The sequence below is a fragment of the Curtobacterium sp. MMLR14_010 genome, assembly GCF_001865015.1.
GTDB lineage: Bacteria > Actinomycetota > Actinomycetes > Actinomycetales > Microbacteriaceae > Curtobacterium.
The window spans coordinates 278,319-301,632 of the sequence record NZ_MJGV01000079.1; the positions used below are offsets into that span (position 1 = coordinate 278,319).

The window sequence follows — 23,314 nt, forward strand, 5'->3', positions numbered from 1 at the left end:
CGTGGGTCGGACTGGTGGGGTCCGCTGGTGTGTCGAACTGACGATGCATCATCCCATCAGGGGCCTGGTTCGTCGACCTGCGGCGGGGATCGGACGACAGCAGCGGCGCCCTCCTTGTCCAGCGTGCCGGGGAAGTTGAAGCGGGCGAACTTCCCCGTCGGGTCGTACTCGCTGCTCGGCCGTGTGATCGACGAGCCCGCGATGACCGCGAGCAGCAGGTCACGGCGTTCGCCGAGCACCGCTGGCTCTCGCCCCTCCCGGATCAGGACCGAGACCTTGCGGTTCCCATGGACGGCGAGCTGGAGCGACAGTCCGTCGCGCTCGTTGTTGTTGGGCGGGTCCAGCTGCGCCGTGTCGACGTCGGCGAACCGGTGGGAGCGACCGCGGATCCGGATGCGCTCCCGAGCCAGGTCCACGGCGAACGGGGACGTGACCCGCCGCGTGGTGAGCCAGGCCACGAGGGCGACGAGCGACCAGCCGCCGAACCAGATCGGGAGCGCGACCCAGCCGAGCTCCTGGAACGGAGAGTCACCACCCCGGGAGAAGAACACCGAGAGCGGCCCGAGGACGAGGACGATCACGATGAACCGCTGCACCCGGGCACGGGTCAAGCGGTGCTTCGGTGCGTCTTCGAACGCGATCCAGCCCGCTGCCACGAGGTCGACGCTACTGACCGGGCGCGGGCGATGTCAGCGACGTAGCATCGAGGACGTGGCCACCAATGCAGCACCTGTCGTCCTCCTGACCGCGTTCGAGCCCTTCGGTGGTGCCGAGCGGAACCCGTCGTGGGACGCCGTCCAGGCGGTCGCCGAGGCGTGGGACGGCCCCGGCACCGTCGTCGTGGAGCAGCTGCCCGTCGTCTTCGCCGAGGTCCGCGCGGCACTCGTCGCGGCGATCACCGAGCACCGCCCCGACCTCGTCATCGCGACCGGCGTCGCCGAAGGTCGCGACGCCGTCACGCCCGAGCGCGTCGCGGTCAACGTCGACGACGCCCGCATCCCGGACAACTCTGGTGCCCAGCCGATCGACGAACCCATCGACCAGCGCGGGCCGGACGGCTTCCTGACGACCCTGCCGATCAAGCGCATCGTCCGCGCCGCGACCGAGGCCGGTGTCAGCGCGTCCGTCTCGAACACGGCGGGCACCTTCACCTGCAACCACGCCTTCTACGAGCTCATGTCGATCGCGGCGAACGAGTCCTTCCGCGCCGGGTTCGTGCACGTCCCCGCGACGCCGGAGTCGGCCACCAGCGACGTCCCGACGCTGCCGCTGGCCGACATCGTCACCGCGCTCGAGGTCGCCGTCCGCGAGAGCCTCGACCCCGCGGCCGACGCGGTCCTCGTCGGCGGCGCCGAGCACTAGCCGACCGGCCCTGGTCAGGGGCAGCGGGTCCTGCCAGGATGCACTCGTGCTCGACGATGCAGACCGGGACCTCATGCGTGCCTTCGCACGCTTCCTCGACCACGCGAACGAACTCGCGGCGACGGAGCAGCGAGCCACGCTGACCCCGATCGGCGAGCGGCTCCGCGAGCACCTCGGCGTCGATCCGCAGACGATCCCCGTGGTGACCGAGGAGCTGGCCGACCACCGGTTGGTCGACGCCGACATCGCGCTCGACGAACTGACCGGGCCCGACCCGGACGGGCTCGTCGGCATCGCCGGGGACGACGGCCGCTTCCACAGCTCGATCAGCGAGTTCGTCGCGCACGCCCACACGCGGTGGTCGCTCGGCCCCGTGAGCTACGCCGCCCGTGCCACCGGCCCGGACACGACACGGCGCGTGGTCTCCTTCGGGCTGCGCCTCATCACCTTCGAGGGAGCACCGGTCGTCGTCCTGCAGCGCGGCGCGAAGCCCGAGTACGGCCGGTCGACCGCCATGCTCGAGGTGCTCGCCGTCGACCAGGACCTCGCGACGACCTTCCTCGCCAGGGTCCGCGCGCTGATGATCGAGCGAAGCGTGCTGCGCGGCCAGGTGCTCTCGTTCGTCCAGTCGCAGTACGGCGCCGACGCCGGTGCGACCTTCCTCCGGCGGCCCGAGACGACCGCGGACGACGTGGTGCTGGCTGACGGGGTGCTCGACGAGGTCGTCGCGCACGTGGTCGGGATCGGTGAACAGCGCGAGGCGCTCCTGGCCGCCGGGCAGCACCTGAAGCGCGGGGTCCTGCTCTACGGCCCGCCCGGCACCGGCAAGACCCTGACGATCCGGCACCTGCTGCACCGGACCGAGGGCGTCACCGCGGTGCTCCTCACCGGTTCGAGCATCGCGGCGATCGGTGCAGCTGCCGAGGTCGCCCGTACCTTCCAGCCGTCCATCGTCGTGCTGGAGGACATCGACCTCGTCGCCATGGAGCGCGACATGACGCCCCAGCCGCTGCTGTTCGAGGTGCTCGACGCGCTCGACGGCCTGGACGGAGACGCCGACGTGGCCTTCGTGATGACGACGAACCGGGTGTCCGTGCTCGAACGGGCGCTCGCCGACCGGCCCGGACGAGTGGACCTCGCCGTGGAGGTCCCGCTCCCTGGCCTGCCCGAGCGGACGCGGCTCTTCCGTCGCTACGCGGGCGCGCTGCCGTTCTCCGACGAGGCCCTCGCCCAGGCAGCCGAAGGCGCTGAGGGCACGACGGGCTCCTTCGCGAAGGAGCTCATGCGGCGGAGCGTCCTGGGTGCGGCGATGCGCGGTGGTGAGCCCTCGGACGCGGACCTGCTCGACGCGCTCGAGTCCCTGCTGACCGCACGCTCGGCGCTGACGCGGAAGCTGCTCGGCACGCGCGGCACCGACGACGAGGACGAGAGCGGGATCGAGACCGAGGACATGGTCGACTTCGCGTTCGTCGCCGGCCAGGGCGAGCCCGGTTTCCCCGTGATCGTGCCCGCGGAGGCCCTCGACGCCCTCGACGAGGACGACGACGACAGCCCACTCCGCTGAGACCCGGCCCTTCCGACTCGTTGATCGCCGCCGCATCGGCTCGACGATCCTGCAGCGCCAGGGCGGCGACGGGTGGGGGAGCAACGTCATCGGACGCCTCGCCGCGGATCTGCGGGCAGAGTTCCCGGACATGAAGGGGTTCTCGCGCGCGAACCTGTTCTCCATGCGCCGCTTTGCCCGGGAGTGGTCCGAGCAGGAAGTTGTCCAACAGCCTGTTGGACAACTGCCCTGGGGTCACATCACCGTCCTCCTCGATCGCCTCGACGACCACGACCTCCGCGACTGGTACGCCGCGAACGCCGCCGCGCTTGATGGAGCAGGGGCGCTCCTCGAAGGCGGGCCGTTCTGACTCGCGGGGGCCGAGCCGCCGACCGCGGACGAGCCCCGTCCGTCGAAGTGCGGACTGGTGCCCTCCGCCGACCAGGGTCAGGATGCAACCAGTTGCACACTGCAACGACCCTGCTTCGTCCGACAGAGGAGTCGTCATGAAGAAGTCCATCGCAGCCGCGTTCGCCGCGGTCGTCGTCGTCACCGGTGGCGTGTTCGCCGCCGCCCCCGCCTCGGCCCTGACCGCCAGCCCCCACGTCGTCGGCGGGGAGAAGGCCCCGTCCACCGCCTGGGCCGTCCAGCTCGAAGCTTCCGGGGGCTCCATCCCCTCCGGCTACGTCAGCACCTGCACCGGCGAACAGGTCTCCGGTTCCTGGGTGCTCACCGCCCGCCACTGCATCGACGGCATCGGCGCGATGAACGTCTACCACTCCAACTCCACGGTCAACCGGGGGACGCCCGTCGCGGTCGACCGGGTCAGCGCGGCCCCGACCGGGGACATCGCCCTCGTGCACCTGCGGAGCGCGCACGCCCTGTCCTCGTACGCGCCGCTCGACCTGGCAGCGACGGCGAAGTCGACCGGCACGGGCACGATCCAGGGCTACGGCCTGCGGGCGAACGCGGTCCAGTCCGACGGCCTGTACCAGGCGAGCGTCTCCCTCACCGGAGCCAGCACCGACGCCTTCGGCGGCCGAGCGCAGCACGTCACGGGCGTGAGCGGTGCCTCCAACCACGGGGACTCCGGCGGGCCGCTGCTGGTCGGCGGCAAGGTCGTCGCCGTCTGCTCGACCGGCGACAGCGCCGACCCCGGCGCGAACACGTCGGCCGGGTCGAACTACGCACTGCTCACGCAGTCCGCCTCCTGGATCCGGTCCACGGCCGGCATCTGAACCACCTGACGGACTGGAGGCTCCCCACCGGTCACGGCCGACCCGCCGCTGGCGCGTCGGTCCGGAACCGGCCGGCGTGGGCCCAGGTGCCAGCCCGCACCGAGCCTCCAGTCCGCCGTCCGGTCGCCTCCCGGTCGCGACCGCCTGGCTGAACGGGCGCCCCGGCGCGCTGAGGAAGCTGGATCCATGAGCCAGTACGACAAGCGCGACCCGAACAGCCTCTACCCCGCCCCGCCGTTCCCGAAGCAGGAGCAGTCGCTCCCGGGTGCCGCCTGGAAGATGGACCCGAAGCCCGACCACGGCGAGGAGAGCTACGTCGGGCGCGAGCGCCTGACCGGCTTCCGTGGCATCGTCACCGGCGCCGACTCGGGCATCGGCCGTGCCGCCGCGATCGCGATGTCGCGTGAAGGCGCCGACCTCGTGCTGTCGTACCTCCCCGACGAGCAGGAGGACGCCGAACAGGTCCGCGACCTGCTCGAGGGCGAAGGACGTCGTGCGGTGCTCGTGCCGGGCGACATCTCGGACGAGCAGTACTGCAAGGACCTCGTCCAGAAGGCGGTCGACGAGCTCGGCGGCCTCGACACCCTCGTGATGGTGGCCGGGCGGATGGAGAGCAACGAGGACATCCTCACGCTCGACACCGAGATGTTCGACTCGACCTTCAAGACGAACATCTACTCCCTGTTCTGGCTGACGAAGGCCGCCGTGCCGCACCTCGAGCCGGGTTCGACGATCGTCACGACCGGGTCGATCCAGGCCTCGTCGCCGACGCCGGACAAGATCGACTACGCCGTGTCGAAGGGTGCGATCAAGCTCTTCACCGAGGCCGTCGCCCAGCAGCTCGCGCCGAAGGGCATCCGCGTGAACTCGATCGCGCCCGGCCCCGTGTGGACCCCGCTGCAGCCGGGCTCGGACGACGCCGAGAAGGTGTCGCAGTTCGGTGGCGACTCGCCGTTCGGCCGCCCCGGCCAGCCGGCGGAGCTCGGTGCCGCGTACGTGCACCTGGTCAGCCCGGAGTCGAGCTACCAGTCGGGCTCGACGATCACGATCGCCGGCGGGACCCCCGCCTTCTGATCGACCACCCGCGCGCGGCCGACGACGATCGCGCGATCGGGAGATGACGGATCCGGTCGGCGGACCACGTGTCCCGCCGACCGGATCTGTCATGTCCGCCCTACGGTGGTGGCATGGGGATCCACCGGGGGAAGACCGTCCATGCCGTCACCGCTGTCGTGGCCGGCGTCCTGACCATGACGGCGCTCGCCGGGTGCTCCTCGGGATCGGACTCGGGCGGATCGGTGGAGGACCCGAGCGGTCTCCGGCCGTCGCCCACTGCGACCAAGTCCTTCCCGTCTCCGGAGCCCGTGGCCGACGGCACCACCGTCGACGCCGGCGAGTGGGGCATCGTGACGCAGCACAACTCCACGAACGGGGACACGGTCTTCGCGCTGCGCGTCACGGGCGTCAAGAAGGGGGAGCCGGGCGTCTTCAAGGACATCCAGGACCTCGGCGGCGGCAGCCTGACGACCGACGAGGCGATCGCCTGGTGGATCGACTACGACTACGTGGTCGTCTCCGGCGACGGGACGTGGTCACCGAACCATCTCGTCAGCGCCGCACCGGCGGACGAGGCCGACCGGGACCAACTGTCGACGTTGAGCGTCCCCGCGCGGTTCGTCCAGTGCCGGCAGTCGCGCACCGAGACCGCCTTCGGCGAGCTCGGGCTCGTGCAGCACGGGTGCCTCACCGCCGCTGCCACCGACGGCGTCGTGCCCGCCGCGGTGGCCTTCTCGAGCCTGGCGCCCGGCACCCGCGACGTCCGCTGGACGCTGCCCAGCTGACGACCCCGCCTGGGCCCCGTTCCCGACGGCGCCCCCGCCTCGTGGCCGATCATCCCGCGCGGACGCCCTCGACCCCCAGTACACCGAGGAGCGCGAGAGCGTCCGCGTCCGGGGACCCCGTCGGCGCCGTGTACAGCACGAGCCACTGGCCCCGGTCGACCAGGGCGAGACTGTCGCAGTCGACCGTGACCGGGCCGACCACGGGGTGGTCGAACGTCTTGGACAGCACGGTCGTCGTCGGGACGTCGTGACGGTCCCACAGGCGCGCGAACTCGGCGTTGTCCGCACGGAGCTCCTCGACGAGCCCGACCACGGACGGGTCCTCCGGGTACTCCGCCCGCACGGAACGGAGCTGCCGGACGACGTGCTGACGGAACTCGGCGCCGTCGGAGATGCCGTAGGGCGGGGCCTCGACGTCGGGGTGCGACCCGGGCGGGAACGCCTTCCGGGCGAGGTTCCGCTCGGACGGCTCCTGCTCGCCGAAGTCCTCCATGAGCGCGACCGCGAGGGCGTTCCACGCGAGGACCTCGAACGTGGCGGACAGCACGATCGCTGCCGTCTGTGGCAGGCGCTCGACGAGGGCGACGATGCTCGGTCGGACGTCGCGGCGCACCCGCCCGTGGTGGAGTGGTGCCGTCCCCGCCAGCGTGTGCAGGTGTGCCGACTCGACGGCTGAGAGGCGGAGCGACCCGGCGATGCCGGCGAGGACCTCGGCGGACGGCCGTGGCGCCCGGCCCTGTTCGAGTCGCACGTAGTACTCGGTCGAGATGTGGGCCAGGACGGCCACCTCTTCGCGCCGCAGGCCGGGCGTCCGCCGTCGCGAGCCCGTCACCAGACCGACGTCCGAGGGCTGCAACCGCTCCCGCCGCGAACGGAGGAACGCGGCCAACTCCTGCTTGTCCATGCCAGGAGTCTGCGCCCCGTGCGCCGCTGGTGTCGTGGTACCGGTCGTACCTGGCTCCGCCGATCGACGGCGCGGGACGCTGACGCCATGACCGAGAACAGCATCCAGTCCGTCCCCGACACGTCCACGACCGCCCCGATCGGCCTGCTCACCGGGAAGGTCGTCTTCATCACCGGCGCCAGCCGCGGCATCGGATCCGCAGCGGCCCGGCTCTTCGCCCGGGAAGGTGCGGCCGTCGTGCTCGCCGCTCGGAGCGCCGCCGCGCTCGAGACCGTCGTGCACCAGGTCCGCGCGGCCGGCGGGGTCGCTGACGCCGTCCCGCTCGACCTCGCTGACCCGGAGAGCATCCGCGCTGCCGTCAGACGGGTCGACGAACTCCACGGACGGCTCGACGGTGCGTTCAACAACGGCGCGACGATCCAGCACCCCGGGCCGCTCGACACCACGAGCGACGAGGACATCGACGCGCAGTTCGCCGTGAACTTCCGGGGCCACTGGGTCGCCATGACCGCGGAGGCTGCCCTGATGCGCCGGACGGGTGCCGGTGCCATCGTGAACACCTCGAGCATCGGCAGTCGACGCGCGAACCCGGCACTCCCCGCGTACGGCGCCATGAAGCGGGCGCTCAACAGCATCACCGAGACCGCGGCCGTGACGTGGGCGTCCGACCGCATCCGGGTGAACGGGATCACTCCGGGTGGCACCGCCACGGAGATGATCGACGCCTGGGAGGCGGCGACCCCGGGCATCATCGAGCAGGTCAACGCGTCGATCCCGCTCGGACGGATGGCGGAACCCGAAGAGGTCGCCGAGGTCGCCGCGTGGCTCCTGAGCGACCGTGCCGCGATGGTGACCGGCGCGATGATCCCCGTCGACGGTGGCGCCGGCGCCTGACACGGGTCGGCTGACCGAGCCGCCTGACCCGTGCCGGTGGGCCCGCTCCCTCCGCTGGGTCCTTCCGTGGTTCCGCGGATGCCCCTGGACGCGCCCACGCAGGAGTCTCGGGGGTGTCCGGACGGGCTGTCCGGGCGAGTGGAGGCGGAACAGGCATGAACACCGTGACGACGATGAGCGTGCTCATCGAAGCCGAGCAGCCCCTCGCGATGGCGACCTTCTGGGCCGGCGTCTTCGGCGTGCCCGTCAACCCCGGGTCGACGGATGCCTCCGCGTCCCTCGTGCCCAGCGCGCAGTCGGTCCAGCTCGTGTTCGAGAAGACCGACGAACCGAAGATCTTCCGCAACCGGCTGCGGCTGCAGCTCGTGTCCGAGGACTTCGACCACCAGCTCCACCGGCTCATCGACCTCGGCACGGAGTTCGCCCGCCCCGGTCTGGAGTCCCTCGGCATCCGCAGCGTCGAGCTGATGGACCCCGAGGGCAACGAGTTCACGCTCTTCGCCCGCACCCGTGTCGCCTGACCGTCCGGCTCGCCCGGCCGCGAGTCAGGGGCCGACGAAGGCGCCCCGGTCCGTGGCGAGGACGCTCTGGCGGGGGAGTCTCACGCCGCGTGGTCTGGCGGGTTCCGCGGTCGTCAGCTCGGTCTTCCTGATGGTGGGCGCCGTCGACGCGAACTGGTTGGGCACCATGATCGGCGCGGCCGCCCTCGAGGTGACGGGGGTCCTGTGCCTGGTGGCCGCAGTCCGAGCCGCGTTCCGGCGGCCGCGCCGCCGTCGCTGACGGACCGCACCACCACCGGACTGGAGGCTCGTCACCAGCGTGCGCCGAGCCTCCCGTCCGCCTCTGGCTGGGTCCCCAGCCCGCCCCGCGTCAGATGAACTGCCGGAAGTTGGTCGACGCCAGGTCGAGCAGCTCGTCGCCGCGTCCGCTCAGGACGGTGCGGATCGCGTAGAGCGTGAAGCCCTTCGCCTGCTCCAGCGTGACCGCCGGCGGCATCGACAGCTCCTGCCGGTTCGCCTTGACGGAGACCAGAGCCGGCCCGTCATGGGCGAGTGCGGCGGCGAGCGCATCCTCCAACTGGTCGGATTCGTCCACTCGGAAGCCCTTCAGCCCGATCGCCTCGGCCACCGCGGCGAAGTCCGGGTTCGTCAGCTCGGTGCCGAAGTTGACGAAGCCAGCGGCCTTCATCTCGAGCTCGACGAAGTTGAGCGACGAGTTGTCGAACACGACGATCTTCACCGGCAGCTTGTTCTGCACGATCGTGACGAGCTCGCCGAGGAGCATCGTCAGACCGCCGTCGCCCGCCATGGCGATGACCTGCCGGTCGGGGAACGCGGTCTGCGCGCCGATCGCCTGCGGCATCGCGTTCGCCATCGAGCCGTGCCAGAACGAGCCGATCAGCCGACGCTTGCCGTTCATCGTCAGGTAGCGCGACGCCCACACCACGGGGGAGCCGACGTCCGGGATGAACACGGCGTCGTCGGCGGCGAGCTGGTCGAGGACCCTGGCGACGTACTGCGGGTGCAGGGGCTTGTGCTTCCCCGCGGGCACGGCCAGGTCGTCCAGCTTCTCCCGGGTCTTCCGGTAGTGCTTGCGGGCGTCCTGCAGGTGGTGCGCCGGCTTCGACGCGGTCAGCAGCGGCATCAGGCCGAGCGCGGTGTCCTTCACGGTGCCGACCAGTCCGATGTCCACCGGGTGCCGCTTGCCGAGCTGTTCGCCGCGGATGTCGACCTGCACGTGCTTCGCCTTCGCGGGGAAGAACTGGGGGTAGGGGAAGTCCGTGCCGAGCATGAGGACGACGTCGGCGTCCTCCATCGCGCGGTAGCCCGACGCGAACCCGAGCAGGCCGGTCATCCCCACGTCGTAGGGGTTGTCCCACTCGATGTGCTCTTTGCCGCGCATGGCGTGCACGATCGGTGCCTGCAGGCGCTCCGCGAGGGCGACGACCTCGTCGTGGGCGCCCGCGACCCCGGCACCCGCCAGGATCGTGATCTTGTCGGCGCCGTTCAGCAGGTCGGCCGTGCGCTGGAGCTCGGCGTCCGAGGGGATGATCCGCGGTTCGGCGCGGTCGATGCGGACCGCGCGGTCGTCCTTCGCGTCCGCGAGCAGGACGTCGCCCGGGATGACGAGCACGGCCACGCCACGCTTCTCGACCGCCTCGCGGATCGCGATCTCGAGCAGGCGGGGCATCTGGACCGGGTCCGCGACGTACTCGACGTAGACGGAGCACTCGCGGAAGAGCTCCTGCGGGTGGGTCTCCTGGAAGTACCCGGTGCCGATCTCCGCTGTCGGGATGTGCGCGGCGATCGCGAGGACGGGCACGCGGGAGCGGTTCGCGTCGTAGAGGCCGTTGATGAGGTGCAGGTTGCCCGGCCCGCAGCTGCCCGCGCAGACCGCGAGGTCCCCGGTGAGGTCGGCTTCGGCTGCGGCGGCGAACGCGGCCGCCTCCTCGTGACGGACGTGCTCCCAGCTGATCGTGCCGTCCTTGCGGATCGCGTCGGTGAAGCCGTTGAGGGAGTCCCCGGGCAGACCGTAGACGCGGTGGACGTCGTTCTCGCGGAGCGTGGCGACGATGGTCTCGGCGACGGTTGGCATGCGGTTCCTCTCGTGGTGGACTCCTCCCGGTCTAGTCGGTGCGGTCGTCCTGTGTGTTCTCTGATCGGACCGTGCCGCCGGATCGGGTGCCTGACTGGGACGATGGTCGGATGATCGACGACGCGCCGCCGCTCCGCCCACGCCGACGAGAGCCCGACGCGAACGGCATCCTCGTCCGGTCCGCGTACCCGCTGTCGACGCTCGCGATCGGCATCGGGGCCGTCCTGGTGCTGACCCTGGTGGGGTTCTTGCTCGGCACCGTCGACATCGGCCTCGCGACCGCGTTGAACCAGCTGCACACCGGCGCGCTCCGGGCGTTCACCGACGGCGTCTACCACGCGATCAGTCCCGTGCCGGCGATCATCGTCACCGTCGTCGTCACCGGGGTGATCTGGGCGGTGCAGCGGAACGTCCGGCCGGCGGCGGCGTTCGCCGGGGTGGTCGCGATCACCTGGGTGCCGTCGGCGATCGTCAAGGAGCTCGTGCACCGCGCCCGGCCCGACGTCAGCGTGCTGCCGCACCCGTTCCCCGTGCAGCCGGACCCGGGCTACCCGAGCGGGCACACCGTGTTCATGGTGGCGTTCACCATCGCGCTGTGCTGGGTGCTGCGGGACACCCGGTGGCACGGTGTGGCCGTCGTCGTGGGCACGGTGGCAGTCGTCGTCGTGTGGTTCTCGGTGACGATCGACGCGGTGCACTACCCGACCGACGCGTTGGCCTCGGTGGCGTGGGCACTCGCCGTGGCCCCGGCCGCCCGGCTGGTCTGGGTCGACTGGCTGATGCCGCGGCTGCCGGTGCTGCGGCCCGCGAAGCCCGTCGCGCGCTGAGTCGCCCGGGCGGCGTCCGGGGCGGGTCTGCCTGCGCAGAACACCGGCGTTCGTCGTCCGCGCCGCGGGTGTTCGCGGTGCGACCGACGAACGCCGGTGTCGTGCGGGGAGCTCAGGCCGCGCGCACGGTCCGACCGCGGGCTGCCAGCAGCGCGATCACCGCGACGACCGCCGCCGCGAGCATCACGACGGCCAGGGGTGCGGCCGTCGCGGATCCGCCGATGCTCACCAGCGGGGACACCAGCGCCGCGAGGCCGAACTGCAGCGCACCGAGCACCGCCGACGCACTGCCCGCAGCGGACGGCACGGCTCCGAGCGCCAGCGCCGTCGCGTTGCCGAGCACCAGGCCGAGGCTGCCGACGGCGGTGAAGAGCGGCACGGCCAGGGCGATCACGGGGGCACTGGTGGCGACGAGCACGGCGAAGGCCACCGTCGACGCGAGCACGAGCACGATGCCGAGCGACAGCACGCCGCGCACCGAGTGCTTCTCGGTGAGCTTGGCGGACAGGATGCTCACGCCCATCAGGGCCAGGGCGTTGATGCCGAACGCGATCCCGTACTCGACCGTGCCGAAGCCGATCATCTCCTGGTACAGGAACGGCGACGCCGAGATGTACGCCATCATCACCGCGAACGCGAAGCCGAACACCGCCGTGTAGCCGAGGAACGTCTGCGAACGCAGGGCCCGCAACGGCGATCCCGTCGCCTGGCGTTCGGCGCGGAGCTCGTCACGGCGCGAGCGCAGGTGGGTCTCGCGGATCACGGCCAGCACCGCGACGAGCATGACCACCGACAGCCCGAGCACGATCGTGAGCAGCCCGCGCCAGCCGATCGGGCCGGTGAGCAGTCCGCCGAGCAGCGGAGCGACGACCGGGTCGACGCCACCGACGATCATCATGAGCGAGAACGCCCGGGCCGCGGGCTTGCCGGTCGCCAGGTCGGAGATGACCGCGCGGCTGATCACCATGCCGGCGGCGCCACCGAGCCCCTGCAGCAGCCGGGCCGCGACGAGCACCCCGATGCTCGGCGCGAAGACGGCCGCAGCGCTCGCGAGGACGCAGAGTGCGGCCCCGGCGACGAGCGGGGGGACCCGGCCGAAGCGGTCGGACAGTGGCCCGAAGACGAGCTGCCCGACGGTCACGCCGACCAGGAACGCGGTGAGGGTGAGCTGCACGGTCGTCGCCGAGGTCTGCAGTTCGGTCGTCATCTCGGGGAAGGCCGGCAGGTACAGGTCCGTGGCGAAGGGGGCCACGGCGCTGAGCAGGCCGAGCACGAGCAGCAGGGCGGTGGTGATGCCCTGCTGCCGGGTCGTGGGTGTCGCGATGTCCGCGTGGATGGTGCCGGTGTCCGTGGTCATGATGATGAAAGCATAACTCCCTGAGTTATTAATGCATAACCATTGCTGATCGGCGCTACAGTGCAGGCATGGACTCCGCGGTGACCGACGAGGCGCTCGCCGACCTCGCGGACCTCGTGCTCCGGGTCTCCCGCGAGATCGACCCGAACGGCAGCTCGGTCCTCGACGTCGTGCCGCTCACCGGCACCGAGGTGCTCGTCCTGCGCTGGGTCGACCTGCACCCGGGGACGTCACCGAGCGCCACGGCCGAGGCGACGACCCTGCAGCGGAGCAACCTCAGTGCCGCGCTCCGGTCGCTCGTCGCGAAGGGCATGGTGGACCGTCGTGCCGACCCTCGCGACGCCCGGCTCGTGCAGTTGTTCGCCACCGAGCAGGCGGCGGTCAACATCCGGGTGCTGCGCGCGCACTGGGCCGGAAAGCTCCGTGCGGCGCTGGGCGCCGTCGAGGCGGACGACCCGAGCCGCGTGGCCGACGCCATCGCGCTGATGAGCAGGTTCGACAGTGCACTCCGACCGACCCGGCCCGGAGGAAGCGGCAGCGTCACCGCTGCTGGAACGTCTCCCACAGCAGGAACCCGGTGAACGCCACGAACGGCAGGAACGCCACCAGGTTGAGCCACTTGTGCTCGACGATCACCGCGATGAACTCCCGCAGGAACGCACTCGGGACGTAGTACGGCGCCGTCGGCGACCCGATCACCTGCGCCGGCAGGTCGAGCTGCCGGGTCAGCACCGCGGCCCGGAGCACGTGGTAGTTGTTCGTCACGACGACGACGTGGCCCTCCCGTCCGGCCTCGGTCTGCACCGCGCGGGAGAAGCGGAGGTTCTCGCGGGTGGTCGTCGACGCGGTCTCGGGCAGGACGTCCTCGGCAGCCGCGCCGTTCGCGAGCAGGTACTCCGCCATCGCCGTGCCCTCGGCCCGTGGCTCGTCGGAGCCCTGCCCACCCGAGGGGATCAGCACCGGACGGCGGCCGGCAGCGACCTCGTTGCGGTACAGGGCGAGTCCCCGGTCGAGCCGGCTCCGCAGCAGCGGGGGGACCTGGCCACGGATCAGCCCGGAGCCGAGCACCACGATGGCGTCCGGCGCCTCGCGGAACCGCATCCGGCCGTAGACGACCGAGTACACGGCGAAGGCGACGAACGCGAGTGCGACGTAGACGCACAGGAAGACGAGCAGGACCACGGCCGACACGGCCAGGGAACCGACGGCGTTCTGCTCGCCGCTCGTCGCCACGGTGAACACGACGACGGCGACGGTCGGCAGCACGAACACGAGCACGCCGGCGACCAGTGACAGCAGGTTCCCCAGGCTGCGGCCCTCGCGCCGGAGCATCTGCACGCCGTTCACGACGAGCGCGACCCCGAGGGCGATGACGGCGAGCGGGACGAGCAGCACCACGAGCCCGACGACGAACCCGAACCCGGGCACGACGGCGGTCAGGATCGAGACGGCCGCAGCCGCGCCGAACAGGATCGCCGCGGTGAGGAACACCCCGTTCCGCAGCATCCGCCGGTCGTGCCGCCGGCACAGGACGTACAGCAGCAGGAACACCAGCGCGGGGACGAGTCCCGCGGCGGCAGCGATCACGGGGTGGCCGATCGGAGCGCGGTCATCCCAGAACGCTACCGGCTCGACGGCGCCCCGTCCCGGAGCGTCGGTGACCACCCGCCCCCCCCCCGTCCCGGAGCATCGGTGACCACCCCGGTGCCTCGTGCCAGGCTCGGAGCATGACCTACATCGCCAGTGACGACCGCTACGACTCGATGACGTACCGCAGGACGGGCAGCTCCGGCCTCGACCTGCCGCTGCTCTCCCTCGGCTACTGGCACAACTTCGGCGACGACATGCCCTTCGAGGACCAGCGGGCGATCAGCCGTCGCGCGTTCGACCTCGGCATCACGCACCACGACCTCGCGAACAACTACGGCCCGCCCTACGGCGCCGCCGAGGTCAACTTCGGGCGGCTCATGCGCGAGGACTTCCGCCCGTACCGCGACGAGATGGTCGTCTCCACGAAGGCCGGCTGGGACATGTGGCCCGGCCCGTACGGTCAGGGCGGTGGATCGCGCAAGTACGTCCTCGCATCGCTCGACCAGTCCCTGACCCGCATGGGCCTGGACTACGTCGACGTCTTCTACTCCCACCGCCTCGACGCCTCGACACCGCTCGAGGAGACCATGGGCGCGCTGCACACCGCCGTCCAGCAGGGCAAGGCGCTCTACGTCGGCATCTCCTCCTACGACGCGGCGCGCAGCCGCGAGGCCGTCGAGATCCTCCGTGACCTCGGCACCCCGCTCCTGATCCACCAGCCCTCGTACTCGATGCTGAACCGCTGGATCGAGACCGAGGGGCTCCTCGACGCCGCCAGCGAGCTCGGCTTCGGCGTGATCGGCTTCACCGCCCTCGCCCAGGGGCTGCTCACCGGCAAGTACCTCAACGGGGTGCCGGACGACTCCCGCGCCGCCGCCGGCAAGTCGCTCGACCCGTCCTCGATCACGCCGGAGGTCGTCGAGCACCTCAACGCGCTGAACGCGCTCGCCGAGTCGCGCGGGCAGTCCCTGGCGCAGCTCGCCCTCGCCTGGGCCCTCCGCGACGAGCGCGTCACCTCGCTCGTCATCGGGGCGTCGAGGGTGTCCCAGCTCGAGGACAACGTCGCCGCCCTGACGAACCTGTCGTTCACCGACGAGGAGCTCCGCACCATCGACGAGCACTCCGTCGGCATCACGGACGTCGACCTGTGGGCGGGGGCGCGTTCCGGCGCCGTCTCCTGACGCACCCACGTGACGGACGGGAGGCTCGCTGTCAGCTGGCACCGAGCCTCCCGTCGGTCCCGGCGCACGTTCCCACCCCTGTCACGCGCGATGGCAAGGCGGATCGCGCGTTGCAGGTCGGAACGAACGGCCCCCTACGCGCGATTCGACTCGCTGCGCGCGACTTCGCGACCGCGCAAGCGCTCGCGGGACAGCGCTGCCAGCGGCACGCCGGTGTCCCGTTCCAGCAGGTGGGTCCCGGGTGGCACCACGGCGTCCACCGCGTCGAGCAGGTCGTCGTCGAGCACGACCTCGGCCGCCTGCGCGTAGGCGTCCACGTGCGACACCGTCCGCGGGCCGACGACCACCGACGCCACGTCCGGGTGGGTCAGCGCGAACCCGACGGCGAGTTCGAGCAGGGTGAGTCCGGCCTCGTCGGCGAGCAGCCCGAGCCGGTCGACGGCTTCGAGCTTCCGCCGGTTGCCGGGCGCTCCGATGTCGTACTCCGTCGGCCGCGCGACGCTGTGCGGTGACCGCGGCTGCACGGTGCCGATCCGGTAGGCGCCGGCGAGCCACCCGCCCGCGAGCGGTGCCCCGGCCAGGACCCCGAGACCGAACCGCCGTGCGACCGGGAACACGGTCCGCTCGGCTGTCCGCGTCAGCATCGAGTACGGCGCGTGGGTGGCGGTGGCGCGCTTCGCCCCGGACCGGAGCCACTGGGCCTCGACGAGTTCCTCGGCGGGGAACGCGGGGATCCCGAACGCCCGGATCTTGCCCTGCGCGACCAGGTCTGCGAGCGCGTCGAGCGTCTCGTCGAGTGCGGTCGCCGGGTCGGGCCTGGCGGGCTGGTACAGGTCGATGACGTCGGTGCCGAGCCGGGTGAGGCTCCGCTCGACGGCCTGGAACATCCACCGTCGACCGGCGCCCCGGGGGGCGGGGTCGCCGTCGGTGGGGTCGCCGAAGCGGACGGACAGGAAGACGTCGTCGCGACGTCCGGCGAGTGCACGGCCGACCGCGACCTCCGCGAGTCCCGCACCGTGCGCGTCCGAGACGTCGACGGCGGTGATGCCGCGGTCGAGTCCGTCGACGACCAGCTGCGCCGCGCCCTCGACGTCCCGCGCCGCGACCCCGGCGACTGCGCGGGTCCCGAGGGTCAGCGCGCTGACGGGCGCACCCGACCGGCCCATCGTGCGCTGCTCCATGCGCGCCACGATATGGGCGTCCGCGGGCGACCGGGACGCCGGTGACGAACCGTGACGCGGACCGGTCGCAGTCCGTCCGACGTGACGTCCGATGACGTGTCAGGGCCGGTTCCACGACGTCCGGTGACGGCGGGTTGCGGTGCATGTCGGGAGGCTCGCGGTGCGCCCGCGGCACTGCCTACGGTCCTCGACATGACCCGATCCGACACCGTCCAGCCCGACGCGCCGGCCGCACAGCCAGGACGCGCCGTGCGTCGTCGCGTGGTCGCCGCGCTCGCTGCTGCTGCCGCTGCCACCGTGCTCCTGGCCGGCTGCTCGGCCGGCGCCGTCTCCGCGACCCGGGACACCGGCCCGGTGCGCGGCGGCACCCTGGTCTACGCGACGGACCGTGAGCCGACGTGCCTCGACCCGCACAACTCCGGGGACATGCCGCAGACGTACATCGCCAGGCAGTACCTCGACTCGCTCGTGTCCCTGCAGCGGGACGGCAGCGTCCTGCCCTGGCTCGCGACGAGCTGGCGGATCTCGGACGACGGCACGCAGTACGACTTCACGCTGAAGCGGGGCGTGGAGTTCACGGACGGCACCCCGTTCGACGCGCAGGCGGTGGTGGACAACTTCACGCAGATCCTCGACCCGGCGACGCAGTCGAGCACCGACCTGCTCTACCTGACCGGGTACTTCGACAAGGCCACCGTCATCAGCGACCACGTCGTGCGCATCGACCTGAAGCGGCCGTACTCCCCGCTGCTCGCCGCGCTGTCGCAGGCGTTCTTCGGGATGGAGTCGCCGAAGGCCATGGCGCGGGGGCTCGCGGCGAACTGCGAGTCGCCCGTGGGGACGGGCCCGTTCGTCGTGCAGCGCTGGAACCACGAGCGGGACGTCGAACTCGTCCGGAACGCGTCGTACTCCAGCCCACCGGAGGATGCGGAGCACCAGGGACCGGCGTACCTCGACGGCATCACGTGGAAGTTCCTGAAGGACAACACGACCCGGTACGGCGCGCTCAGCTCCGGCGAGGCGGACGTGGTCTTCAACGTGCCGCCCGAGAGCGAGGGCCTGGCGAAGGCGGACCCGTCGATCAGCCTGCAGACCTTCGTGCACTCCGGGTCGCCGTTCAGCCTCGACATGAACACCAGGAGCCCCGTGTTCAGCGACGTGCGCGTCCGGCAGGCCTTCGTGCACGCCTCGGATGCGAAGGAAGCGGTGGAGAGCGCCTACAACGGGGTGTTCCCGTACGAGGGCAACACCATCAGCTCCGGCACCCCGCACTACGACCGGGCGTACCACGAGCCCTTCCCGTACGACCCGCGCGGGGCCGCTGCGCTGCTCGACGCCGCCGGGTGGACCGGACGCGACGCGGACGGGTACCGCACGAAGGACGGCACCACGCTGACCGTGCGGCTGCCCTACAACGCCGACTCGGCCGAGACCCCGCCCGCCGACCTGACGATCCTGCAGGACGTCCAGGCGATGGAGAAGCGCGTCGGCATCAAGGTCGTCCTGCGGGCGCTCGACTCCTCGTCGATGAACGCGGTGTGGGGCGACCCGACGGCGTACGACCTGCTCGGGAACTACTGGAACAGCCCGACGCCGCACGTGATGTACATCAAGTACTCGAAGGCGACGTACGACGTCGACAACGGGCAGAACTCGGCCTACGCGTACGACGACGAGCTCGACCGGCTGCTCGTCGCGGGCACGGCGACGACGGACCCCGCGCAGCAGGCCGACCTCTACCGCCGAGCCCAGGCGCGCATCACCGCGAAGGCGTGGAACCTGCCGCTCTACCCGATCCAGACCCGGCTCGGCATCGCCGACCGTGTCAGGGGCGTGTGGATCGAACCCAGCGAGGGCGAACCCGTCCTCAGCGACGCGTACCTGATCGACGGAGGCAACTGATGCTGGTCCGAGTCACCCGACGCATCGTCGAGGCGGTGGTCCTGCTCCTCGCCGTCGGCACCATCGTGTTCTTCCTCGAGCACGCGGTCCCCGGCGACCCGGCGGTCGCCATCCTCGGCGGCGCCGCGTCGCACCCCACGAAGGAGGCCGTGGCCGCGGTCACCGCGCAGTACGGCTTCGACCGGCCACTCCTTGCGCAGTACGGCGACTTCCTCGCGGGGCTGGTCCGCCTCGACTTCGGGGAGTCGTACACGCTGAAGCAGTCCGTCACGAGCGTGGTCGCCGGCCAGATCGGACCGACCCTCGCCCTCACGGTGACGGCACTCGTGCTGGCGTGGCTGCTCTCGATCACGTCGACGCTCCTCTCCGCGGGCCGCCCCGGGCTCCGCGGTCGGATCGGCTCCGTGCTCGAGACCGTCGCCGCCGGCCTGCCGCAGTTCTGGCTCGGCCTCGTGCTGCTCCTGGTGTTCGCCGTGCAGCTGCACTGGTTCCCGGTGATCGGCTCGGGTCCGCTCGGCATCGTCCTGCCGGCCCTGACCCTCGCGATCCCGCTCGCCGGGTTCCTCGGGCAGGTCACCCGCGACGAGTTCGAGGACAAGCAGCAGCAGCCCTTCGTCCTCTCCGCCCGCAGCCGTGGCCTGTCCGAGGCGGCGATCCGTGCGAAGTACGTCCTCCGGCACGCGGCGCTCCCCGGCGTCACGCTCTCCGGCTGGGGCCTCGGGTCGCTCGTCTCCGGCGCCGTCATCGCCGAGGTCGTCTTCGCCCGTCAGGGCATCGGCCAGGTGCTCGTCACCGCCGTGAGCGCGCAGGACCTGCCGCTCGTCATCGGCATCACCTTCGTCGTGGCACTCGTCTACGTCGTCGCGAACATCCTCACCGACATCGCGTACGTCGTGGTCGACCCACGGCTGCGCCGGACGACCGGAGCCGCAGCATGACCACCGCGACCATCGCACCCACCGAGCCGACCGCCCTGGGCCCGGCCCCGGTCCCCACCGCAGCCGGCCCACGCCGAGTACGGAGAGCCTCCCACCCGTTCCGCCGTGGGTCGTTCTGGGCGGCCGCGACGTTCATCGCGCTCGTCGTGGTGGCGGCCCTCTGGCCGTCCCTGCTGGCGACCCAGGACCCGCTCGCGATCGACCTCGGGAAGAGCTTCGACACCCCGAGCGCGCAGCACGTCTTCGGCACCGACCAGTCGGGGCGCGACGTGTACTCGCGTGTCGTCCACGGTGCCGGGCAGTCGGTGCTCATCGGCGTCGGCGCGACCGCCCTCGGACTGGCCGGAGCCGTCCTGCTCGGTGTCCTCGGCGGCCTCGGCGGCCGGGCCGTCGACGCCGTCGTGACCCGCGTCATCGAGGTCCTCTACGCCTTCCCCGGCATCCTCCTGGCGCTCATCCTCATCGCCGTCTTCGGCAACAGCGCCGGCACGCAGATCCTCGCCGTGGGCATCGCGACCGTCCCCGGGTACGCCCGGATGGTGCGCGGCCAGATGCTCGCGGTCCGTGACGCACCGTACGTGCAGGCCGAGCGCGCCCTCGGACACTCCGCCGGGCACGTCCTGGTCCACACGCTCCTGCCGAACGCGTTCCGGCCGCTGACCGTGCTCGTCACGCTCGGCATCGGCCAGGCGATCGTCTGGGCCTCCGCGCTCGGCTTCCTCGGCATGGGCGTCCAGCCGCCAGCGCCGGAGTGGGGCGCGATGCTCAACGCCGGCCGCAACTACCTGCAGCAGGCCTGGTGGCTCGACTTCTGGCCCGGCGTGGTCATCGTGCTGCTCGCCCTGTCCCTGACGGCCGTCGGTCGCTCCGTCCAGACCACCACCCAGCCGGGAGGCCCCCGATGAGCTCCGTCACCCCCCTCGCCGCCGACACGTCCACCGTCCAGGGCCGCGATCCGGTCGGTCCCGCCGGCCCGGTCGTCGACGTGCAGCACCTGTCCGTCGCCTTCGGCGACCGCACCGTCGTGCAGGACGTCTCGTTCACGCTGGACCCGGGCCGCTGCGTGGCGATCGTCGGCGAGTCCGGTTCGGGCAAGAGCGTCACCGCGCGCTCGCTGCTCGGACTGAACGGGCCCGCGTCGGTGACCACGGCCTCCAGGCTGTCGCTCGGCGGACGCGATCTCCGCGACCTGTCCGACAGCGCGTGGCGGCGGGTCCGAGGCAAGGAGGTCGGGTACGTCCTGCAGGACGCCCTCGTCTCCCTGGACCCGCTCCGCCGCGTCGGGGCGTCCGTCGCCGACGCGCTCCGCGCCCACGGGGTCGGGCCGCGGGCGGAGCGGGAACGGCAGGTGATCGCGCTGCTGTCCCGCGTCGGGGTCCCGTCCCCCGAGCTCCGCGCACGCCAGCTGCCCTCCGAGTTGTCCGGCGGGCTCCGGCAGCGCGCGCTCATCGCCGCCGCCATCGCCCTGGACCCGGCGGCGCTCATCGCCGACGAGCCGACCACCGCGCTCGACACCACCGTGCAGGCGCAGATCCTGGCGCTGCTCGACGAGCTCCGGGCCGGCGGCACGGGGCTCGTGCTCATCAGCCACGACCTCGGCGTCGTCGAACAGCTCGCCGACGAGGTCGTGGTGATGCAGCACGGCGTCGTCGTCGAGCAGGGCCCCGTCGCAGCCGTCCTCGGCGACCCGCAGCACGCGTACACGAAGCGGCTGCTCGCGGCGATCCCGTCCGCGCACGCCCCCGGCGCCCGGCTGTCGGAGGCGCCGCCCGCGCCGCTCGCACCGCGCCCGGCATCGCGACCCGTGCCGTCCCCGGGGTCCGTCGTCCTCGCGGTGTCGCACGTCAGCAAGCGCTACCGAGGGCCCGACCGGGTCGTCCGCACCGTCGTGGACGACGTGTCGTTCGAGCTGCGGGCCGGGGAGACCCTCGGGATCGTGGGGGAGTCCGGGTCCGGCAAGTCCACGACGGCGGCGATCGCCCTCGCCCTGACGGCGCCGTCGTCCGGGCAGGTGCTGTTCGAGGGCCGGCCGTGGTCCGACCTGCCGGAGCGCGCACGGCGGCCCGACCGTCCCCGGATCGCCACCGTGTCGCAGGACCCGCTCTCGTCGTTCGACCCCCGGCGCACGGTGGGGGAACTCGTCGCGTCGGCGCTCGCCGGTGCTCGCGCGGCTCGCGCGGGCGCCGGGCCCGCTGCGCGTGGCCGAGTCTCGCTCGGGCGGACATCTCGCGCGGCCGGAGACCCGCAGGACGTCCGCGGGGGCGAGACTCGGTCGGCCGACCGGGACCGTGTGCACGCCCTGCTCGCCGGGGTCGGGCTCGACGAGGGCGTCGCCGGACGACACCCGTCCACGCTGTCCGGCGGGCAACGGCAGCGCGTGGCGATCGCACGAGCGCTCGCGACGGACCCCGACGTGCTCGTGCTCGACGAGGCGGTCAGTGCGCTCGACGTCTCGGTGCAGGCGCAGGTGCTCGACCTGCTCGCCGAGATCCGACGCGCGTACGGCACCGCCGCCCTGTTCATCTCCCACGACCTCGGTGTCATCCACCACGTCAGCGACCGGGTGCTCGTGCTGCGCGACGGCCGTGTCGTCGAGGAAGGGCCAGCCGACCAGGTGTTCCGCGACCCGCAGGACCCGTACACGCGGGGGTTGCTCGACGCCGTCCCCGGAGTCCGTGTCCACCGTCAGACCGCCCAGCAGGAGGAACGATGACCACCACCGCACTGCCCACCACCACCTCGCTCCAGGAGCGCTTCGCACCGCTCTTCGACCGCATCGCGGAGGGCGCCGTCCACCGCGAACGGACCAGGACGCTGCCGCACGAACAGGTCCGATGGCTCGCCGACGCCGGCTTCACGGCGGTCACCGTGCCCGAGTCCCACGGCGGATCCGGTGCGACGCCCGGTGCGCTGTTCGCGCTCCTGGTCCGGCTCGCCGAAGCGGACTCGAACCTCCCACAGCTCCTCCGCGCGCACTTCTCGTTCGTCGAGGAGCTGCTGCTCGACCCCGGGGTCGTGCGGCGCGACGACTGGCTGACCCGCGTGGCCACGGGCGAGGTCGTCGGCAACGCCAGCCACGAGCGTTCGGGTGCCGCGGTGGGGTCGCTCACCACGCACCTCGTCCCGGACGGCGACGGCTGGCGCCTGCACGGCGAGAAGCACTACAGCACGGGGACGCTCTTCGCAGACTGGACCACCGTCACCGCGCTGACCCCGGACGGCCACACCGTCGGCGTCACCGTGCGGGTCGACGCCCCCGGGGTCGAGGTCCACGACGACTGGAACGGGTTCGGTCAGCGCCTGACCGGCAGCGGGACCACCCGGCTCGACGGGGTCCCGGTCGAGCTCTGGCAACTGCGACCCGAGCGTGCCGAACGCCGGACGGTGCTGCCGGCGTTCCTGCAGGCCGTGCTGCTGGCGTCCCTCGCCGGCGTCGCGGCCGCAGCGTCCCGGGACGCCGCGGACTTCGTGCGCACCAGGACCCGGCACTACCAGCACGGGATCGGACCGACCGCGGCGACCGACCCGCTCGTGCAGTCCGTCGTCGGACGCATCGCGGCCGACGCCCTCGCGGCCGAGGCGATCGTGGCGCACGCGGGCGCCGCGATCGACGAGGCCCACGCCGCGGTCCTCGCCGATGCCCCGGATGCCGATGCGCGGATCGACGCCGCGGAGCTCCGCACGATCGCCCTGCAGTCGGCCGTGGTCGAGGTCGCCCTCCGCGCCACGACGACCCTGTTCGAGGTCGGTGGCGCCAGTGCGACCGACCGCGACCGCGCCCTCGACCGGCACTGGCGGAACGCCAGGACCCTGTCGTCGCACAACCCGGTCGTGTTCCAGCAGCGGGTGATCGGCGACCACCTGGTGAACGGCGCTCCCCTCACCTACTTCTGGGCGACGGGCGAGACCCGGTGAGACCCGCCGTTGCGGAGATCTGTCACCCGGAAGCGGCCCCAGCTAC

Annotated in this window: 22 protein-coding genes and 1 pseudogene; 17 read left to right on the forward strand and 6 right to left on the reverse strand. The window is 72.0% G+C overall.

All coding sequences use genetic code 11. From position 1 onward, the window contains the following. Positions 1–56: 56 nt before the first annotated feature. Positions 57–656, reverse strand: coding sequence for a hypothetical protein (locus BIU98_RS16505; protein ID WP_071278950.1), 600 nt, complete (start codon positions 654–656; stop codon positions 57–59). Between the two features lie 55 nt (positions 657–711). Between BIU98_RS16505 and pcp the strand changes: the two genes are divergently transcribed. The 6 genes and pseudogenes from pcp to BIU98_RS16535 all read left to right on the forward strand — a co-directional run bounded on the left by pcp (position 712) and on the right by BIU98_RS16535 (position 5,984). Then, positions 712–1,362 (forward strand): pyroglutamyl-peptidase I, encoded by a 651-nt coding sequence (gene pcp / locus BIU98_RS16510; RefSeq protein ID WP_071278952.1) that lies wholly within the window; start codon positions 712–714, stop codon positions 1,360–1,362. Positions 1,363–1,408: 46 nt separating this feature from the next. Beyond that, positions 1,409–2,926, forward strand: coding sequence for an ATP-binding protein (locus tag BIU98_RS16515; protein WP_083393332.1), 1,518 nt, complete (start codon positions 1,409–1,411; stop codon positions 2,924–2,926). Positions 2,927–2,960: 34 nt separating this feature from the next. Beyond that, positions 2,961–3,230: pseudogene (locus BIU98_RS16520) on the forward strand (DUF1016 N-terminal domain-containing protein); the annotation flags it as partial. Between the two features lie 181 nt (positions 3,231–3,411). After that, positions 3,412–4,143 carry a trypsin-like serine protease gene (locus BIU98_RS16525; RefSeq protein WP_071278958.1) on the forward strand — a complete coding sequence of 244 codons (732 nt, stop codon included), beginning with the start codon at positions 3,412–3,414 and terminating at the stop codon, positions 4,141–4,143. A 186-nt stretch (positions 4,144–4,329) separates the two neighbouring features. Then, a complete protein-coding gene (locus BIU98_RS16530; RefSeq protein WP_071278961.1) occupies positions 4,330–5,217 on the forward strand; it encodes an SDR family oxidoreductase in 888 nt (295 codons plus the stop codon). 113 nt (positions 5,218–5,330) lie between these two features. After that, positions 5,331–5,984 (forward strand): hypothetical protein, encoded by a 654-nt coding sequence (locus BIU98_RS16535; RefSeq protein WP_071278964.1) that lies wholly within the window; start codon positions 5,331–5,333, stop codon positions 5,982–5,984. A gap of 49 nt (positions 5,985–6,033) precedes the next feature. Here the strand turns inward: BIU98_RS16535 and BIU98_RS16540 are convergent, their stop codons facing one another. Further along, positions 6,034–6,888, reverse strand: a complete 855-nt coding sequence (locus BIU98_RS16540) for a helix-turn-helix transcriptional regulator (protein ID WP_071278967.1) — start codon at positions 6,886–6,888, stop codon at positions 6,034–6,036. A gap of 87 nt (positions 6,889–6,975) precedes the next feature. On the opposite strand from BIU98_RS16540, the gene BIU98_RS16545 reads away from it, so the two are divergent. From BIU98_RS16545 to BIU98_RS16555, 3 genes are all read left to right on the forward strand, one after another. Then, entirely contained in the window at positions 6,976–7,782 is an 807-nt protein-coding gene (locus tag BIU98_RS16545; RefSeq protein WP_071278970.1) for an SDR family NAD(P)-dependent oxidoreductase, read from the forward strand. Positions 7,783–7,937: 155 nt separating this feature from the next. After that, complete coding sequence (locus tag BIU98_RS16550) at positions 7,938–8,303, forward strand: VOC family protein (RefSeq protein ID WP_071278973.1); 366 nt, start codon at positions 7,938–7,940, stop codon at positions 8,301–8,303. 52 nt (positions 8,304–8,355) lie between these two features. Continuing rightward, positions 8,356–8,562, forward strand: coding sequence for a hypothetical protein (locus BIU98_RS16555; protein WP_071278976.1), 207 nt, complete (start codon positions 8,356–8,358; stop codon positions 8,560–8,562). A 90-nt stretch (positions 8,563–8,652) separates the two neighbouring features. Here BIU98_RS16555 and poxB read toward each other — a convergent pair whose 3' ends face one another. Next, on the reverse strand, positions 8,653–10,377 hold the full coding sequence (gene poxB / locus BIU98_RS16560) for a ubiquinone-dependent pyruvate dehydrogenase (protein WP_071278978.1): 1,725 nt from the start codon (positions 10,375–10,377) through the stop codon (positions 8,653–8,655). Positions 10,378–10,487: 110 nt separating this feature from the next. Between poxB and BIU98_RS16565 the strand changes: the two genes are divergently transcribed. Continuing rightward, a complete protein-coding gene (locus BIU98_RS16565; RefSeq protein WP_071278980.1) occupies positions 10,488–11,204 on the forward strand; it encodes a phosphatase PAP2 family protein in 717 nt (238 codons plus the stop codon). A 112-nt stretch (positions 11,205–11,316) separates the two neighbouring features. Here the strand turns inward: BIU98_RS16565 and BIU98_RS16570 are convergent, their stop codons facing one another. Next, complete coding sequence (locus tag BIU98_RS16570) at positions 11,317–12,561, reverse strand: multidrug effflux MFS transporter (protein ID WP_071278983.1); 1,245 nt, start codon at positions 12,559–12,561, stop codon at positions 11,317–11,319. Positions 12,562–12,629: 68 nt separating this feature from the next. On the opposite strand from BIU98_RS16570, the gene BIU98_RS16575 reads away from it, so the two are divergent. Then, the gene (locus BIU98_RS16575) at positions 12,630–13,142 is read left to right on the forward strand and encodes a MarR family winged helix-turn-helix transcriptional regulator (RefSeq protein ID WP_254787979.1); all 513 of its coding nucleotides are present in this window, start codon (positions 12,630–12,632) and stop codon (positions 13,140–13,142) included. Here the strand turns inward: BIU98_RS16575 and BIU98_RS16580 are convergent. Then, a complete protein-coding gene (locus BIU98_RS16580; RefSeq protein ID WP_254787981.1) occupies positions 13,102–14,148 on the reverse strand; it encodes a YdcF family protein in 1,047 nt (348 codons plus the stop codon). The two genes, BIU98_RS16575 and BIU98_RS16580, sit on opposite strands and share 41 nt — an antisense overlap. Before the next feature lie 140 nt (positions 14,149–14,288). Between BIU98_RS16580 and mgrA the strand changes: the two genes are divergently transcribed. Continuing rightward, positions 14,289–15,332, forward strand: a complete 1,044-nt coding sequence (mgrA, locus tag BIU98_RS16585; RefSeq protein ID WP_071278989.1) for an L-glyceraldehyde 3-phosphate reductase — start codon at positions 14,289–14,291, stop codon at positions 15,330–15,332. Positions 15,333–15,466: 134 nt separating this feature from the next. Here mgrA and BIU98_RS16590 read toward each other — a convergent pair whose 3' ends face one another. After that, entirely contained in the window at positions 15,467–16,513 is a 1,047-nt protein-coding gene (locus tag BIU98_RS16590; protein ID WP_071278992.1) for an aldo/keto reductase, read from the reverse strand. Positions 16,514–16,705: 192 nt separating this feature from the next. Between BIU98_RS16590 and BIU98_RS16595 the strand changes: the two genes are divergently transcribed. Genes BIU98_RS16595 through BIU98_RS16615 form a run of 5 tightly spaced genes read left to right on the forward strand, consistent with a single transcriptional unit; the run spans position 16,706 to position 23,268 of the window. Continuing rightward, the gene (locus BIU98_RS16595; RefSeq protein WP_071278995.1) at positions 16,706–18,415 is read left to right on the forward strand and encodes an ABC transporter substrate-binding protein; all 1,710 of its coding nucleotides are present in this window, start codon (positions 16,706–16,708) and stop codon (positions 18,413–18,415) included. Beyond that, complete coding sequence (locus tag BIU98_RS16600; protein ID WP_071278998.1) at positions 18,415–19,353, forward strand: ABC transporter permease; 939 nt, start codon at positions 18,415–18,417, stop codon at positions 19,351–19,353. The genes BIU98_RS16595 and BIU98_RS16600 overlap by 1 nt, the downstream gene beginning before the upstream one ends. Next, the gene (locus BIU98_RS16605; protein ID WP_083393333.1) at positions 19,350–20,258 is read left to right on the forward strand and encodes an ABC transporter permease; all 909 of its coding nucleotides are present in this window, start codon (positions 19,350–19,352) and stop codon (positions 20,256–20,258) included. The genes BIU98_RS16600 and BIU98_RS16605 overlap by 4 nt, the downstream gene beginning before the upstream one ends. Then, positions 20,255–22,066, forward strand: a complete 1,812-nt coding sequence (locus BIU98_RS16610; RefSeq protein ID WP_083393334.1) for an ABC transporter ATP-binding protein — start codon at positions 20,255–20,257, stop codon at positions 22,064–22,066. The genes BIU98_RS16605 and BIU98_RS16610 overlap by 4 nt, the downstream gene beginning before the upstream one ends. Next, positions 22,063–23,268 (forward strand): acyl-CoA dehydrogenase family protein, encoded by a 1,206-nt coding sequence (locus BIU98_RS16615; protein ID WP_071278999.1) that lies wholly within the window; start codon positions 22,063–22,065, stop codon positions 23,266–23,268. The genes BIU98_RS16610 and BIU98_RS16615 overlap by 4 nt, the downstream gene beginning before the upstream one ends. The last annotated feature ends 46 nt before the right edge of the window (positions 23,269–23,314 follow it).

Coding starts and splice junctions, on each gene's coding strand:
- BIU98_RS16525 (WP_071278958.1), top strand. CDS start 3,412: ATGAAGAAGTCCATCGCAGCCGCGTTCGCCGCGGTCGTCGTCGTCACC.
- BIU98_RS16530 (WP_071278961.1), top strand. CDS start 4,330: ATGAGCCAGTACGACAAGCGCGACCCGAACAGCCTCTACCCCGCCCCG.
- BIU98_RS16535 (WP_071278964.1), top strand. CDS start 5,331: ATGGGGATCCACCGGGGGAAGACCGTCCATGCCGTCACCGCTGTCGTG.
- BIU98_RS16540 (WP_071278967.1), bottom strand. CDS start 6,888: ATGGACAAGCAGGAGTTGGCCGCGTTCCTCCGTTCGCGGCGGGAGCGG.
- BIU98_RS16545 (WP_071278970.1), top strand. CDS start 6,976: ATGACCGAGAACAGCATCCAGTCCGTCCCCGACACGTCCACGACCGCC.
- BIU98_RS16550 (WP_071278973.1), top strand. CDS start 7,938: ATGAACACCGTGACGACGATGAGCGTGCTCATCGAAGCCGAGCAGCCC.
- poxB (WP_071278978.1), bottom strand. CDS start 10,377: ATGCCAACCGTCGCCGAGACCATCGTCGCCACGCTCCGCGAGAACGAC.
- BIU98_RS16565 (WP_071278980.1), top strand. CDS start 10,488: ATGATCGACGACGCGCCGCCGCTCCGCCCACGCCGACGAGAGCCCGAC.
- BIU98_RS16570 (WP_071278983.1), bottom strand. CDS start 12,561: ATGACCACGGACACCGGCACCATCCACGCGGACATCGCGACACCCACG.
- BIU98_RS16575 (WP_254787979.1), top strand. CDS start 12,630: ATGGACTCCGCGGTGACCGACGAGGCGCTCGCCGACCTCGCGGACCTC.
- mgrA (WP_071278989.1), top strand. CDS start 14,289: ATGACCTACATCGCCAGTGACGACCGCTACGACTCGATGACGTACCGC.
- BIU98_RS16590 (WP_071278992.1), bottom strand. CDS start 16,513: ATGGAGCAGCGCACGATGGGCCGGTCGGGTGCGCCCGTCAGCGCGCTG.
- BIU98_RS16595 (WP_071278995.1), top strand. CDS start 16,706: ATGACCCGATCCGACACCGTCCAGCCCGACGCGCCGGCCGCACAGCCA.
- BIU98_RS16600 (WP_071278998.1), top strand. CDS start 18,415: ATGCTGGTCCGAGTCACCCGACGCATCGTCGAGGCGGTGGTCCTGCTC.
- BIU98_RS16605 (WP_083393333.1), top strand. CDS start 19,350: ATGACCACCGCGACCATCGCACCCACCGAGCCGACCGCCCTGGGCCCG.
- BIU98_RS16610 (WP_083393334.1), top strand. CDS start 20,255: ATGAGCTCCGTCACCCCCCTCGCCGCCGACACGTCCACCGTCCAGGGC.
- BIU98_RS16615 (WP_071278999.1), top strand. CDS start 22,063: ATGACCACCACCGCACTGCCCACCACCACCTCGCTCCAGGAGCGCTTC.